This is a genomic window from Propioniciclava sp., from assembly GCF_036744435.1.
In the GTDB taxonomy this organism is placed as follows: Bacteria; Actinomycetota; Actinomycetes; order Propionibacteriales; family Propionibacteriaceae; genus Propioniciclava.
In genome coordinates, this window is record NZ_DAIOIA010000041.1 from 8,948 (window position 1) to 23,632 (window position 14,685).

Annotated in this window: 13 protein-coding genes and 1 pseudogene; 6 read left to right on the forward strand and 8 right to left on the reverse strand. The window is 72.5% G+C overall.

Annotation, left to right across the window (positions count from 1 at the left end; translation table 11 throughout):
- The 5 genes from V7E09_RS07215 to V7E09_RS07235 all read left to right on the forward strand — a co-directional run.
- Positions 1–2,595, forward strand: a 2,595-nt coding sequence (locus V7E09_RS07215) for a DUF4132 domain-containing protein (RefSeq protein WP_324523204.1), incomplete at its 5' end; no start/stop codon positions are given.
- A complete protein-coding gene (locus V7E09_RS07220; protein WP_324511285.1) occupies positions 2,592–3,725 on the forward strand; it encodes an ATP-binding protein in 1,134 nt (377 codons plus the stop codon). The genes V7E09_RS07215 and V7E09_RS07220, both read left to right, overlap by 4 nt.
- A 1-nt stretch (position 3,726) precedes the next feature.
- On the forward strand, positions 3,727–6,060 hold the full coding sequence (locus tag V7E09_RS07225) for a DUF5682 family protein (protein ID WP_324523205.1): 2,334 nt from the start codon (positions 3,727–3,729) through the stop codon (positions 6,058–6,060).
- Positions 6,057–7,190 carry a VWA domain-containing protein gene (locus V7E09_RS07230; protein WP_324511283.1) on the forward strand — a complete coding sequence of 378 codons (1,134 nt, stop codon included), beginning with the start codon at positions 6,057–6,059 and terminating at the stop codon, positions 7,188–7,190. Before V7E09_RS07225 ends, V7E09_RS07230 begins: the two co-directional genes overlap by 4 nt.
- Positions 7,187–9,130 (forward strand): hypothetical protein, encoded by a 1,944-nt coding sequence (locus V7E09_RS07235; protein WP_324523206.1) that lies wholly within the window; start codon positions 7,187–7,189, stop codon positions 9,128–9,130. Before V7E09_RS07230 ends, V7E09_RS07235 begins: the two co-directional genes overlap by 4 nt.
- A gap of 10 nt (positions 9,131–9,140) precedes the next feature.
- Here V7E09_RS07235 and V7E09_RS07240 read toward each other — a convergent pair whose 3' ends face one another.
- Genes V7E09_RS07240 through V7E09_RS07260 form a run of 5 tightly spaced genes read right to left on the reverse strand, consistent with a single transcriptional unit; the run spans position 9,141 to position 12,544 of the window.
- Complete coding sequence (locus V7E09_RS07240; RefSeq protein ID WP_324511281.1) at positions 9,141–9,581, reverse strand: type II 3-dehydroquinate dehydratase; 441 nt, start codon at positions 9,579–9,581, stop codon at positions 9,141–9,143.
- 30 nt (positions 9,582–9,611) lie between these two features.
- Entirely contained in the window at positions 9,612–10,625 is a 1,014-nt protein-coding gene (locus V7E09_RS07245) for an SIS domain-containing protein (RefSeq protein ID WP_324511280.1), read from the reverse strand.
- Positions 10,625–10,810, reverse strand: coding sequence for a Trm112 family protein (locus V7E09_RS07250; RefSeq protein ID WP_324511279.1), 186 nt, complete (start codon positions 10,808–10,810; stop codon positions 10,625–10,627). Before V7E09_RS07250 ends, V7E09_RS07245 begins: the two co-directional genes overlap by 1 nt.
- Entirely contained in the window at positions 10,803–12,164 is a 1,362-nt protein-coding gene (gene manB / locus V7E09_RS07255) for a phosphomannomutase/phosphoglucomutase (RefSeq protein WP_324511278.1), read from the reverse strand. The genes V7E09_RS07250 and manB overlap by 8 nt, the downstream gene beginning before the upstream one ends.
- A complete protein-coding gene (locus tag V7E09_RS07260) occupies positions 12,161–12,544 on the reverse strand; it encodes a DUF3499 domain-containing protein (RefSeq protein ID WP_324511277.1) in 384 nt (127 codons plus the stop codon). The genes manB and V7E09_RS07260 overlap by 4 nt, the downstream gene beginning before the upstream one ends.
- Before the next feature lie 80 nt (positions 12,545–12,624).
- Here V7E09_RS07260 and V7E09_RS07265 point away from each other — a divergent pair, with 80 nt between their 5' ends.
- On the forward strand, positions 12,625–13,065 hold the full coding sequence (locus V7E09_RS07265; protein ID WP_324511276.1) for a metallopeptidase family protein: 441 nt from the start codon (positions 12,625–12,627) through the stop codon (positions 13,063–13,065).
- 51 nt (positions 13,066–13,116) lie between these two features.
- On the opposite strand, the gene V7E09_RS07270 is transcribed toward V7E09_RS07265, so the two are convergent.
- The 3 genes and pseudogenes from V7E09_RS07270 to V7E09_RS07280 form a co-directional block, all read right to left on the reverse strand.
- On the reverse strand, positions 13,117–13,371 hold the full coding sequence (locus tag V7E09_RS07270) for a WhiB family transcriptional regulator (RefSeq protein WP_129459045.1): 255 nt from the start codon (positions 13,369–13,371) through the stop codon (positions 13,117–13,119).
- Positions 13,372–13,519: 148 nt separating this feature from the next.
- A complete protein-coding gene (locus tag V7E09_RS07275) occupies positions 13,520–14,203 on the reverse strand; it encodes a hypothetical protein (RefSeq protein WP_324511275.1) in 684 nt (227 codons plus the stop codon).
- A gap of 23 nt (positions 14,204–14,226) precedes the next feature.
- Positions 14,227–14,685 (reverse strand): annotated as a pseudogene (locus V7E09_RS07280) (mannose-1-phosphate guanylyltransferase); the annotation flags it as partial.

Below are 14,685 nucleotides of genomic sequence, written 5' to 3' on the forward strand. Positions count from 1 at the left end.
TACCGGCACGACCTCACCTTCCTGGCACTCCCGTTCGAGGGCGTCCCCTCGGCCCGCGCGGCCACCTGGTGGCTACGTTTTGGCCGCAAGCGCCCCACCGGCACCTGGTCCCGGCGGGCCACCCCGACCCTGCGCGAGCGGCTCGCCTTCGCCGAGACCACCGACGACGAGGGCCACGGCGATCTGAGTACGCCGTGGCACGAGTACGACCTTCCCCCCTCGGTCCTGGTCGGCTGCCTGCTGGCGCTCATGGAGCCGCGCCAGGTGATCCGCTCGCTGCTTCCGGCCGCGGCCCTGTCGCACGATGGCTGGCCGGCCCTGCTGCCCGCCTTGCGCGCCTACGTGGTCCCGTTCCTCACCCCCAGCGATCGCGTCCTGCCCGCGATCCCCGAGCCGACCCACAACTACCACCGCATGCCCCCCGAGTGGGGCGCCCTCATGCACGCCTTGGCGAGCGCTGCGCTGTTCGGCGACGAGGGCGCGATCCGCGCCGCCTACGAGGACGCGCTGGCCGCCGGTACGGCGGATCCCAGCCCCGAGCTGACCGTCGCTGCGGTCGTCGGATTGTCCGATCCGAGCGAGCGATTGCGCTGGTTGCAGCACTCCGGCGTGGGCCACGCCGTGGGGCCGTTCCGCGCCTTCCTGGTCTTCGGGGGGCCCGGCGTCCTGCCCACCCTGCTGACGGCGCTGGATCACGAGTACACCGACAAGGTCCAGGCCACCGCGATGATGCGGGTCCTGAGCGCCACCGCCGCCGGACCCGCGCTGGCCGCGACGATGGTCGCCTTGTCGGGGCACCTGCGCGCCAAGCCCGAGGCGGTCGCCTGGCTGGCCGCCCACCCGCGCGAGGTCGCCGCCAGCGGGTTCAGCGCCACGACGGCCCAGCGTGAGACCCTGACGGCGGTCGTCCGGGATCTCACGGCCGCCTCCCCCGACGCCTTCGGCCCCGATCCGGCCAACCCGACGATCGCCGCCATCCTCGACGAACTGGCGGCCGAGGCGGCGCTGCCGACGCTGAACTCCTCCGACGCCCCCGCCTGGTTCCAGGAGGCGGTCGCCGCCGAGGCGACGCAGCCCGTGGAGGAGGGCCCTTTGAAGGTGCCGTCCAAGGCCCCGAGCTGGGCGCAGCCGTCGGCGCTGCCGCCGCTGATCGTCGCGGGGGCCCGGCTCGACGCAGACCTCACTGCCGCCGTTCTCGCCTCGGCCGCCGCTGGGGTCAACTCGGCCAGCCGCGCCCCCCGTCCCCTGGTCGCGGCCGTGCGCGACCACATGAGCGCCAAGGATCGCGATACGTTCGCGGTCCCGTTGATGCAGGCGTTCCTGACCGCTGGCGCCAAGACCGGCGAGCGGGCCTACTTCCTCGCCGCCGGGTACCTGGGCGCGGAGGGGTTCACCTTCGCGCTGACCCCGCTGGTCCGGGAATGGCCCGGGCAGTCCCAGCATCAGCGGGCCGTCCTGGGCCTGGAGGTCCTGGCCGCCACGGGCACCGCGGCAGCGCTTCAGTCCATCTCCGGGATCGCGAACAAGTCCAAGTTCAAGGGGGTCCAGAAGGCCGCGCAGGAGGCCCTCGCCAAGCTCGCCGCGCTGCAGGGGCTGACCGTCGACCAACTGGAAGACCGTGTCGTCCCCGACGCCGACCTGGATGCGCGCGGCGTCCGGGTGCTGTCGTACGGGCCTCGCTCGTTCCGGGTGTCGTTGTCACCACAAGGCAAGGCCGTCGTCCGAGACCTGGACGCGGACGGCCGGCCGACCGGCAAGCCGCGCACGGCACTGCCCGCCCCCAACAGCAAGGACGACGCCGAGCAGGCCGCCCTCGCCAAGGCCGAGTTCACGGTGCTGCGCAAGCAGCTCACCGAGGTCGCGAAGATCCAGACCGCGCGCCTGGAGAAGGCGCTGGTCACGGGGCGCACCTGGACGGCGACCGAGCACCGGACCCTGGTCGCGGAACACCCGGTCCTCAACTCGCTGATCCGGCCGCTGGTCTGGCAAGTGACCGCGGAGGGCCAACCGTCCAGGCTGGTCCGGGTCACCGAGGATCACGAGTACATCGACGCCTCCGAGGACGCCATCGAGATCCCCGCCGCCGCCGTCCTGAGGCTGGCCCACCCGCTGCACATCGGTGAGTCCGAGCGGGCCGCCTGGCGCACCCAGCTGGTGGACTTCGACCTGGTCGCTCCGCTCGAGCAGCTCGACCGGCGGGTCTATGGGCTACCCGCAGGGCAGGCAGGCACGAAGCTGGCGGGGCTTCCCACCGGCACGGTCAACCCCGGCACCCTGGTCTCCACGCTGGAGCGTCTCGGCTGGCGTCGAGGCAACCCGGCGGACGCGGGCGTGGTCAACTACCTGTGGCTGCCGTTCGAGAGCCTGGGCTTGGCGGCCGTGCTCAGCATCTCCGACGGGCTGTGGACGGGCATGATCCTCGAGTCCGGCGACCAGCGACTCGAGGATGCCCGCCTGGGGCCGATCGAGACGGTCCGCAACCTCTGGTACGTCGACGACCGCGGCACCACGTGGCTGCCGTGGGAGCAGGCCGACCCCGTCCTGGTCTCCGAGGTGCGCCGTTCGCTGTCCACGCTCGAGGAGAAGATGGCGTGAGCCCCGCGCCCACCGCCTCCGCTGCCGCCGACGCCGTCCAGCGGCCTTCGGCGGAGACCCTGCACGCTGCGGAGCTGGCCCTGCTCGCCGACCGCGACGCCCGCCAGGGCGCGCCCGTCCCGGCTGGCTGGGCGCTGTCCCCGCGCGCGGTGGTCGACTTCGTCATCGGCGACGCCGCCCACGGCATCGCCCCCAAGTTCGTGGGCGAGCGGGCGTTCGTCGAGCGCTGTGTGGTCGCCCTGGCGACGAACCGCGGGCTGATGCTGATCGGCGAGCCGGGCACGGCGAAGTCGTACCTCTCGGAACTGCTCGCTGCGGCGGTGTCGGGAGACTCGACCCTCACCGTGCAGGGATCGGCGTCCACCACCGACGACGCGATCAAGTACTCGTGGAACTACGCCTTGCTGCTGGATCGCGGCCCAAGCCTGGAGGCGCTCGTCCCGGCACCCGTCCACCGCGGCATGAGCGAGGGCAAGGTCGTCCGATTCGAGGAGATCACCCGCTGCCCCATCGAGGTGCAGGATTCGTTGCTGTCGATCCTGTCCGACCGCGTGCTGACCGTGCCGGAACTCTCCGGCCCCGACCGGGTGCTGCACGCCCGCAAGGGGTTCTCCGTGATCGCGACCGCGAACACCCGCGATCGGGGCGTCAACGAGATGTCTGCGGCGCTCAAGCGCCGGTTCAACTTCGAGACGGTGCGCCCGATCCGCGATCATGCCCGGGAGGTGGCCTTGGTGCAGCAGCAGTCCGACGCGGCCCTGGCCGCCGCCGGACTGGAGGTGCGAGTCCCCGCCGACCTGACCGACGTGCTGGTCACGGCCTTCCACGAGTTGCGCACCGGCCGCGCCGCCGACGGCACTCCCGTGGAGCAGCTCTCCACCGCCATGTCGACCGCGGAGGCGGTGTCGGTTGCGGTGACGGCCGGGCTGCGAGCGGCCTGGTTCAGCGGCGGCGCCCCCGCGGGGGCCGACCTGGTGGAGGCCCTGGTGGGGACCGCCTTGAAGGACGAGGCGGAGGATCTGTCGCGGCTGCGCAGCTACTTCTCCCGCGTCGTCCAGCCGCGTTCGTCGGGCCGAGGGGGCGCCCGGTGGCGGGAACTGTACGCCGCCCGTCACCGCATCCTGGATTGACGTGGTGACCGTCGCGGCGTCCGACCGGGGACGCGTGATCTGGGTTCCGGTGCGGCATCACTCCCCCGCCGCCGCGCGGGCCGTCCGCGCGCTGGTCGAGCGGCACCGGCCCGAGGCGGTCCTGATCGAGGGCCCCTCGGAGTTCACCGCCTTCGACCAGCTCGCGTTGGATCACCGCCTCCCGATCGCGATCATGACGTGGCTCCGCTACATCGCCGACGGGCGGGAGCGCCAATCGCATGCCTTGTATCCGCTCACCGTGTTCTCTGCGGAATGGCAGGCCCTGGTGGCGGCACGTGAGTTCGGCGCGCGGGCGGCGTTCATCGACCTTCCCTGGGCCGACCAGTTCGCTGTGACGGTCGCGCTGGCCGCCGACGACGCGGCTCCTCGCCCGGGCGAGGAGGAGGCGGCGCCCTCACTGCCTCAGATCGAGCCCGGGCCAGGGTTCTTCGAGACGCTGGCGCTCCGGGTCGGGCGCGAGGACTCCTCGGCGGTCTGGGACGAGTTCTTCGAGATCGACCCCGATCTGGATCCCGACACCTACCTGATCCGGGCCGCCACGCTGGGCGAGGGGGTGCGGCTGTCGTCGGCGCACGCGGACGAACCGGAGACCAGGGCACGTGAGGCGTTCATGGCCGGCCGGATCGCCGAGACGCTGGCCGACACCGCGGGTCCGGTCCTGGTGGTGACGGGCGCGTTCCACACCGCGGGTCTCCAGGCACTGCTGGCCGGTCGGACCGCGCCCTCCCCCGTTCCGGCCCCGATCGCCCTGCCCGGGCTCGTGGTGGGTACGGCCTTGGTTCCCACCAGTTACGAGACTCTGGATGCCCATCGCGGCTATCTGGCCGGACAGCCCAGCCCGGGGTTCTACCACCGGGTCTTCGAGGCGACGCCGACGCGCGAGGCGAGCACGGTGAGCGACCTGTTCACCGAAGCCATCGCAGCGCTGCGTGCCCGCCGCGTCGCGGTCTCGCCCGCCGACGCGATCGCCGCGATGACCACGGCGAAGGCGCTCGCTCAGATGCGGGGCCATGCCCGGCTGTGGCGCGACGACCTGGTCGACGGCATCACCGGCGCCGTCGTCAAGGACGACCTCGACGAGGATCACCCGCTGCTTCGCGTCGTGCTGACGAGCCTGCGCGGGGACCGCATCGGCCGACTCGCCGAGGGCGCCGATGTTCCCCCGCTCGTGCAGGAGGTCCGTCGCCGCTGGGCGGATCAGGACCTGCCCTTCTCCCGCACCGTCTCGCCCCTCACCCTCACCCTCGACCGTGCCGCCGACCGGGCCACCAGCCGGCTCCTGCATGGGCTACGCGTCGTGGGGGTCCCCGCAGCCACCCCTCCTGCGGCGCCAACGGGGCCACTCACCGCCCGGGCGCGCATCGACGGCAGCGAGCGCTGGGCGGTGGTGTGGAACCAGGACGTCGAGACGGCGCTGATCCACGCCTCACGATGGGGCGGGTCGCTGGAGCAGGCCGTGACGGCCGTGCTGGAGCATCGGGCCCGCCTTGGCACCGCGACCACGCTCGCGGGGGTGCTCACCGATGCGGTTCGTGCCGGGCTGGAGGACGTGTCGGGCCGCCTGGGCGCCGCCCTGCGTGACGTGCTGGCGAGCAGCGACGATCTTGGCGAGCTGGGGGTGGTGCTGGAGTCGCTGGTGCGGCTGGTCCACTTCGACACGTGGCTGGGTGCGGTCGGCCGCTCCGATCTGGCCCACCTCACGCGGTTCGCCCACGAGCGGACCACCTCGGTTCTGGAACGCCTCGCCCCCATGGCGGAGGGCCCGCACATCCCGGCCGCCGTCGCCGCTCTGCGCACCCTCGCGGAGACGACGGCCACCCTGGCGTCGGCCCTCGACCTGGACGTCGACGCCGTGGCGGGGGCCCTGGGGCGCCAAACCGAGCGCCCTCCGGGCTCCCCGGGGCACGACGCCGAGTTCGAGGGGGCGCTGATCGCCGCGGGCTGGCTGCTCTCGGGCGATCCCGGGGCCGCACTGGAGGCCCGGATGTCCGACCCGGCCCAGACCGGGCGCTTCTACTCGGGATTGCTGGCCGTCGCGGGTCACCTGGCGATCGCCGCACCGCAGATCTTCACCGCCGCGGACGACGCCCTCCGCTTCTGGGACGACGATGCCTTCCTGGCTGCGTTGCCCGACCTGCGCCGGGCCATGCACGCTCTGTCGAGCCGGGAGCGCGCCTCGCTGCTGGCTCACCTGACCGGGGACGACGCCGCCCCCGCCCCCTTGGTCGTGGACGACACCGCCTTGGTCGTCCTGAGTCGGCGTGAGGCCCGGGTGTGGGACGCGGTGGCGACCTGGACGGGGACGCAGCCGTGACCGCGTTCACGAGCGCGCCCGGGGAGGAGGAGACGCGTCGCCGGCAGCGGTGGCGGCTCGCGCTCGGCGCCGAGGCCACCCCTCACCTGGGCGCCCTGAGCGGCGAGGCCGCGCAGCAGGAGGCCGTCTTGGCGTTCCTGGAGGGCGGCGGCGGTCAGGATCCGGGGCCTGGTTCCCGCGAGGGGACCGGCCTGATGACGGTTCCCGACTGGATCAATCGGGTCCATACGCTGTTTCCGCGGTCGGTGGCCGACCGCATCGTCGACGATGCCGTGAACCGCTACGGGATGACCGACGTGGTCACCGATCCGGACGCGCTGGCCCGGGCCACCCCCAATGTGTCGCTGCTGAAGGCCATCTTGTCCACCAAGCACCTGATGAACCCCGAGGTGCTGGCGATGGCCCGCAGCATCATCGACACGGTCGTCCGCGATCTGATGCGCACGCTCGCCCGTCCCGTGACGAACCCGTTCACGGGCCGCCGCGATCCGCTGCGTCGCTCCCGGCGTCCGGTCGCGGCGAACTTCGACGCCCGGGGCACCGTGCGCGCGAACCTCAAGCATGTGGATCCCCGGACGCGGCGGTTGGTGATCCGCGAGCCGCTGTTCAACACCCGGGTGCGGCTGTTGCAGCAGCGTTGGCAGGTGGTGGTGCTGGTGGATCAGTCCGGGTCGATGGCCGAGTCGGTGATTCACGCGGCGATCACGGCGGCGATCTTCTCGTCGATCTCCTCGATGCGCACCCATCTGGTCGCGTTCGACACCGAGGTCGTCGACCTGACCGGTGAGATCGGCGACCCGGTGGAGGTGCTGATGCGCGTCCAGCTCGGCGGCGGCACCCGCATCGACAAGGCGATGCAGTACGCCGAACAGGTCCTGGACAATCCGCGCCGTTCGATCGTCGTGCTCAACTCCGACTTCTTCGAGGGCGGCACCGAGCAGACTCTGGTCGCTACGACGGCCCGCATGGTGGAGGCCGGGGTGACGGTGCTGTGCCTGGGCGCTCTGGACGCCTTCGGGCGCGCGAACTACAACCAGGTGCTGGGCCGGATCCTGGCCGGAGTGGGTGCCCAGGTGGCCGTCATGACCCCCGATCAGCTCGCCGAGTGGGTCGCGGAGGTGATCGGATGAACCTCGACGCCCTCACCCCGGAGGTCCTGACCGAACTCACCAACGCGGGCACGGTGCGGCGTGCCGTCAAGGACGCCAGCGTCGAGCTCACCTGGTCCCGGACCGCCGACGGTGCCTGGCTGGCCGAGGCGGCGGATGGCACCCGCTGCCGGCTGGGGGTGGGGACCTTCGACGAGTGGGAGTGCCCCTGCCCCGCCATGTTCCGATGCCGCCATCTGGTGCGGGCCGTTCTCGCCTGGCGACGCGAGCACCCGACCGGCGCCGTCTCCGGCGAGCCCGCAACGGGGCAGCACCCCGCGACGGGCCCGGACGCCGCCTCCACGAGTCCCCCGGCGCCGGCGTCGGCGCCCGGCGGCCTCGGCACCGCCGACCTGGTGTTCTCCTCCAGGGTGCTCGCGCAGGGGGAACGCCTCGTGGCTGCCGGGATCACCGCACGCGTCACCGCGGTGCCGCGACTGCGCGTCCGGCTGCTGCATCCGGTCGACATCGGGGTGCGGTACCCCGTCGGCGGCGACGCGCGCTATGCCCGCTGCGAGTGCGGCGTCCCCGGCTGCGTCCACCTGTACCTGGCCGAGGCGGCACGGGCGCTGGCGGCTCCGAGGCTGGGTTCCGCCGACGCTGTGCTGGTCGACACCGCCCCCGCGGGCGCGGACCGGGTCGATCCGGCGACCTGGCACGCCTGGCTCGATCAGTTGCTCAACCTGGGGCTGGGGGCGGCGGATGCACTCATCGGGGGTGCCGTGCGGCTGGCGACCGACTGGGAACAGCAGGGACGCGTGCATGTGGCCTCCTCACTACGGGAGATCGTCACGCAACTGGAGCACCAGCGTGCCCGCGACGCCCAACTCTCCCCGGAGCGGCTGCTGTTGCTGATCGGCGAGGTGGAGGCCCGGCTGCGCGCCCTGGCGCACGACGGGCCTGCCCCGGCCGCCCTGGTGGCGGGACGCCCGGACGCCGAACAGACCGGGGAGGCGGGCCGGTTCGTCGGGTTGGGCGCCGCATGGTCGCACGTCGGCGGCTGGAACAGCCTGCGGGTGGGGCTGCTGGACACGCGCACGGGAGCGGTGGCATCCCTCGTGGCCGAGCGGGAGGACACGACGGAGCACCTCGTCGAACCCGCCGATCTCCTGGCGGTGCGCCGGGCGGGCGTCCCGCTGGGCGACTGGGCCACGGGCAACGCGCTCGTGCCCCGGTTCCGCCGCCGCGGAGCCGACCTCACGCTGGGGCGGACGCGGATCACCGTGGCCCCCGCTCCGCGCCTGGACCTCGACGCGCTGGCTGCGGTCATTCCCGACGGGTTCGCCGAGGTCGAAGCCCAGCTCTCCGGCGTCCCGGGGCCGCTGGGGCCGCGGCGTCCCACCGATGGCCTCGTGCTCGCGCGGGTCGCCGGCGCGGGCGAGGTCCGCGCCGATCCCGCCACCGGCACCGTGACCGCGACGCTGACCGATCCGGGCGGCTCGACCGCCGCCGTGCGTCTCGCGTGGGGGCCGCGCACCGTCTCGGGCGCACGCAGGCTGGTCACCCTGCTGCACGACCTGCCGCCCCTCGCGGTGGCCGGCCGCTGGCGCGCCGGGGAGCAGGGGCTGGAGGTGGAGCCGACGGCCCTCTGGGTCGCCGAGGGCGTCTTCCTTCCGCAGGTCGATCTGGCCCAGGGGTGCGATCCGGTCGAGGCGCCCCAGTGGCCCCCTGCCGGGGCCGATCCGTGGCGCGACGCCTGGGAGGCCGTCTCTCAGCCGCTGGGCCGGCTGCTCGTCCTGGGGGCGCTGCGCGGCGCCGACACGGTCGCCCCGCAGTTGACGTGGGCCCAGCAGCGTGCCGAATCGGCGGGGCTGACGCGGCTGGCCGCCCTGGCCGGGCGCCTCCGCGGCAGCTTGTGGGAGGCGCAGGCGCGTCGGTTGGCGTTCAGCGACGCCTGCGTCGTGCTCGCCTTCGCCTCCTGAGGACGCCGGGTCAGGCGGGCAGCGTCGAGGCGACGTGGGCCAGCGCCAGGTCGTAGCCGCCCAGTCCCAGGCCGAGGATCGTTCCCGTGACGTAGGGCGAGATGACCATGGTGTGCCGCCACGTTTCGCGGCGGTGCACGTTGGAGATGTGGACTTCGACCGCGAACGGCACCTGGACGACGGCGTCGGCGATGGCGTAGCTGTAGTGCGACCACGCCCCGGGGTTGAGGACGACGGGGAGTTCGTCGGCGGCCGCCTCATGGAGCCAGCCGACGAACTCGCCTTCGTGATCGGTCTGGCGCACGTCGACGTCCAGGCCGAGCCCACGTCCGGTGCTGACGAGGTGCTCGGCGAGCTGAGCGTGCGTCGTCGCTCCGTAGACCTCGGGTTGGCGTTGCCCCAGCCGTCCGAGGTTGACCCCGTTCAGCACCAGCACGCGTCGTTGGCTCATCGTCTGTCCTTTGCTCGTTGGCCTCGCCTCTCAGCGTCGGCGTTCGCGACCCAGCCCGATCTGCAGGTAGGCGGCGGCGAACCGGCCCGAGGCGAGAACGGTGGCGTAGCGGCTCAGCGTGCTCCCCGTCGGGGCCGCGATGGTGGTGACCCGCACGTCGGCGGCCTCCGCGTTCGCCAGGAGGGCGTCGCGGCGGCCGCGGGCCGTCTCGTCGTCGTAGCCGTCGTCCACGATGACCAGCGTGGGCCGGTCTTCCCACTCGCCCTCGACGGGGTCGGCGAACGGATCCCGCCGGTTGACGGCGGCCAGGATGGGCAGCAGTTCCCCCGCGTCGGCGGCCAGCGCGACTCGGCCCGACGCCGTGCGCACCGCCTCGGCGATACGGCGGGACGCCCGAGCGGCGAGCACCGAGGCGCCCCACACGAGAGGTTGCGCGTCGGCCAACTCGATCGCGAGCGTCTTGGCCGGGTTGGCGGCCAGGTCGAGGGTGTACCCCGACGCTGTAGCGACGGCGTCGAGGGCGTCGGCGACGCCTGCGGGGTCGGTTTCCTCCCCCAGTCCGAGGCGTTGCAGCGCCGCGAGCGCGACGATGGCGGCGGGAAACGGGTCCGAAGTGAGCACGGGGAGCAGGGTGGTGGCGCGCGAGGCCGATTCCTGGGCGAGCAGCGAGTCGGGCGGGGCGACGACGATCAGCCGGGCGCCGCGTCGCAGTGCCTCGCGGGCGCCGGAGGCGTCGCACCCTTCGCCGCCCAGCACGATCACCAGGTCGAGCGGGCCGACCCAGCCGGGCAGGTTCCCGACCGACCAGGCCACGAAGGGCACCGGGCAGGTCGGTTCGAGGACGGCGCGGAGCAGCCGGGCCTCGGGGCCGACGGCGATGACCGCGCGGGGGCGGCTCTCCCCGGCGAGGCTGTCGATCGCCTCGTGTGACTCGGCGGCGTCGCGTCGCAGCCGGGCCCCTGCCTCGGCCAGGGGACGCAGCAGGCTGTCGGCGCCTGCCAGGACGGCCGGGTCGTCCAGCCGCGACTCGTCGAACGTCAGCATCACTGGTCCTGGGTGGGCCGGGCCTCGTCGATCACGAGAATCGGGATGCCGCCGCGCACCGGATAGGCGAGGGCACAGTCGGTGTTGGTGCAGACCAGTTCGGAGGCCTCGTAGTCCCACGCGAGTTGCCCGTGGCAGTTCGGGCAGACCAGCAGGTCCAGGATGCCGGGGATCAGGTCACTCATGGGTTCCTCCTTGGATGATGGCCAGCGCCTCGTCCCGCAGGGCCGCCATGGTGTTCTCCTGCCGTGCTTCCACGTTGAGCCGCACCAGCGGCTCGGTGTTGGAGGCCCGCACGTTGACCCACCAGTCCTCCCCGGTGATGGTCACGCCGTCGTCGTCGTCGGCGACGCCCCGATCGGCGAACGCCGCCCGCACCGAGGCCAGGACGGCAGCGACATCGCTCACCGTGGAGTTGATCTCGCCCGAGGCCGCATAGCCGCCGAAGCGGTCGGCGAGCTGCGACATGGTCGCGGTGCCTTGGCCCAGCAGTGACAGCACGTGCAGGCCCGCGAGCATGCCGGTGTCGGCGCCCCAGAACTCGCGGAAGTAGTAGTGGGCGGAGTGCTCGCCGCCGAAGATGGCGCCCTCGTGGGCCATGTGGGCCTTCATCGAGGTGTGGCCGACGCGGCTGACCACCAGGCGTCCGCCCAGACTGGCGACCCGCTCGGCCACCGACCGGGAGGTGATCTTGTTGATGACGATGGTGCCGCCGGGCTCGCGTGCCAGTTCCTGCTCCGCGATCATCGCGGTGACCACCGACGGCTGCACCACGTCGCCGCGCTCGTCGATGATGAAGCACCGATCGGCGTCCCCGTCGAACACCAGGCCGACGTCGGCGCCGTGGTCGCGGACCGCCTGCTGGGCGGCCACGAGGTTCTCGGGGATCAACGGGTTGGGCATGTGGTTGGGGAACCGCCCGTCCAACTCCAGGTAGAGCCCGACGATGTCGAGCCCGAGCGGCCCCAGCACCGCGCCCGTCGTGAGCCCGGCCATGCCGTTCCCGGCGTCCACGACGACCTTCAGCGGTCGCAGCCCGTCCAGATTGACCAGCGAGCGCAGGTATTCCCCGTAGCCGGCCAGGAGGTCGATCTCGCGGCGCTCCCCCGGCGTAGGAGCGGGAGCAGGGACCGGGCCCATGGCCGTGTGCCGCAGCGCGACGAGCGACTCGGGGCTGACGGGCGCCGCGTCGGGGAGGCAGAACTTGATGCCGTTGTAGTCGGGTGGGTTGTGCGAGGCCGTGAACTGCACCCCGTGCAGGTGAAGGAGGCCGGAGGCGTACCACAGCTCGTCGGTGGAGGCCAGGCCGGCATCCACCACGGAGGCACCCTGGGCCCGCGCGCCCTCGGCGAACGCGTCGGCCACCTCGGGGCCGCTGACGCGCATATCGCGCGACATCACGAACTCACGGCCTGCCAGCCCGAAGACGGCGACGTACGCGGCCCCGATCGCCCGCGCCCCCGCCGCGTCCCATTCCGCATGCGGACCACCGAAGAGCCCTCGGATGTCGTTGGCCTTGAAGATGCTCTCCGTGATCACCGGTCCAGGGTATCGGCTGCCGCGTCGAGATCGGCCACGACACCGAGGTGTCCCCGCCGGCGGGTGACGCGAGGCTGGGGGCTGGCGTCGACGCGGGCCGGATCGTCCCAGGTGAGGCCGACCTCGCGCACCGCGTCGGCCAGCGCGAGCAGGTCGTCGTGGCTGGGCGCAGGCTCGGAGGCGTCCAGCGGGAGCCGGATCAGTTCCCATCCGCGGGGCGTGGACAGCCCGGCGCAATGCTCCTCGCACAGGTCGTAGCTGCCCGGCTCGTGCCGCAACGCCAGCGGGCCGACCACGGCCGCACGGTCGGCATAGGCGTACGTCAGGGTCGCGATCGCGGCCTGCTGGCAGCCCGATTTGGTGCACAGACGGGGTTTCACCCGGGTCACGCTACCCCGGCGTGCGCATCGGGACACGGACGAGCGGCGGGGTGTCGGTCGCCCTGGCTACAGTGACGGCCATGATCAAGCGGCGGGATCGTCACGGGCGTGGCCTGCGGGGCCGATTGGCCACGCCGAACGTCTACACCGGCGTGGCGGTCCCGGTGGCCCGCGAGGTCGCCCCCGCGGCGTTCTTCACCCGCTGCGTCACCGACGCCTTGGCGCAGATCTCCCGCGCCTGCCCGCCCGCCCTCGCCGCGATGGATGTCGGCGTGGAGGACGTCCCGACCGTGACGCCGGCGTGGGTGGATCGGGTGCCTCTGGCCGCGGCCGTGTCGGCGACGCCGACCAAGAACGGTCAGGTGGTGGTGTTCCGGCGGCCGATCGAGCGGCGGGCGCGGACGCGATCGGGCCTGCGGATCCTGGTGTATCGGACGATCGTGGAGCAACTGAGTGAGGCGACCGGCATCCCGATCGACGAGATCGATCCGGGCGGTCATCGCGATGACGAGGACGACTGACACGCTGCCCGCGTCACGGGGCGCTCGATACGGCGCCCCGTCGACGCGAACTCAGACGGCGCGACGCTTCAGCTTGCGCCGTTCTCGCTCCGACAGCCCACCCCAGATACCGAACCGCTCGTCGTGCGCCAGGGCGTACTCCAGGCACTCCGAACGGACGTCACACGTCTGGCAGACCTTCTTGGCCTCCCGGGTGGAGCCACCCTTCTCGGGAAAGAACGCCTCCGGGTCGGTCTGTGCGCACAGCGCACGCTCCTGCCAGCTCAGCAGGCCGTCGTCGTCCAGTACCACGATCAGCTCAGGCATGCTTGGACCTCCTCGACGCGCCGATTAACGTGCTTGACAACTAGAATTACACCCGTGTCGTTTCGAGTAGTCAAGCCGATTTTGTCAGCCCTACGGGGGACACGACGGCACTTTTTTTCGTCCTAGACTCGCCTGTCAGGCTTGCGCGTCACTGCTGCCGCGGCGCTTCCACCCCGGGATGCTCGTCACGTCCGACCGGATGCCAGCCCTCCGCGTGAGGCCCGGATGCTGCGGCCCCCGGCGCACCCTCCGCGGCGTCCGCGGCGCTCGCCCAGGCGGCGCCGCTGGTCGGATCGAGGCTCCAGCCGACGGCCTCGTCCGCCGGGGCCTCCAGTTCCGTGCCGCCCTCCGCGGGCGGTTCGACCGGACTCGCCTCAGGCTCGGCCGCGGCGGGGGCGATGCGTCCGGCCCGCAGCCCCCGCAGCAGCAGCCACAGCGTCGCCGAGGCAACGATCTTGACCACGATGTCGAGCAGGCCGCCCAAGATCTCCAGCACTACTGCCAGCGTCCCAGCCGACGCGCTGGCGCCAACCCCCGCGCCCACGATCGTCACCAGCGTCCCGACCGTGACCACCGTGGCGGCCACGGCGATCAACCGCTCGGTGCGCGGACCCAAGGAGGCGAGGGCACACGCCCACACCAGCGCCACCACGACGATGACCAGGGTGAGGTTCATCGCCGTCAGCGCGACGTCCTGGGCGGCCGCCGACACCGGGACGCCCGACCCCAGTTCCAGGCCGAACCGCGTCACCGACAAGACGATGGACGCGGCCGTCACCGCCACGACGATCCAGGCGGCCGGTTCTCGCAGCCGCACCACGTTGTCGAGCATGTCTCCCTCTCGTCGCCTCAATCTCACACGTAGCAGGCGCCCGCCTGGGCCGCGACCCGGGCCACCAGCGCCTTGACGTTTTCCGCTCCGGCGAGGGTGGTGACCAAGGTCGCGTCCTCGGTGTGCACCACGACCATGTCGCTGACCCCGGACAGCGTGAGCACGTGTCCCGGCACCGTGTTGATCACCAAGTTCCCCTCGGCATCGAGCAGGACGCCGTCCCCGTCGACGACATTGCCCTGGCCATCGGCGGCGAGCACCTCCGCGAGGCTGGCGAATCCGCCGACGTCACGCCAGCGGATCGGCAGGGCGACCGCACGCACATGGGCGTCGGTGGCACCGTGGGAGACGGGCTCCATGATCGCGAAGTCGACCGAGGTCTTGCGGAGCGTGCCGAAGATGACGTCGAGCCGTTCGGGATGCGCGGCCAACTCCTGAACCTTGGCGAAGGTGTCGGGTTCCAAAGCGGCGAGCTGATCCAG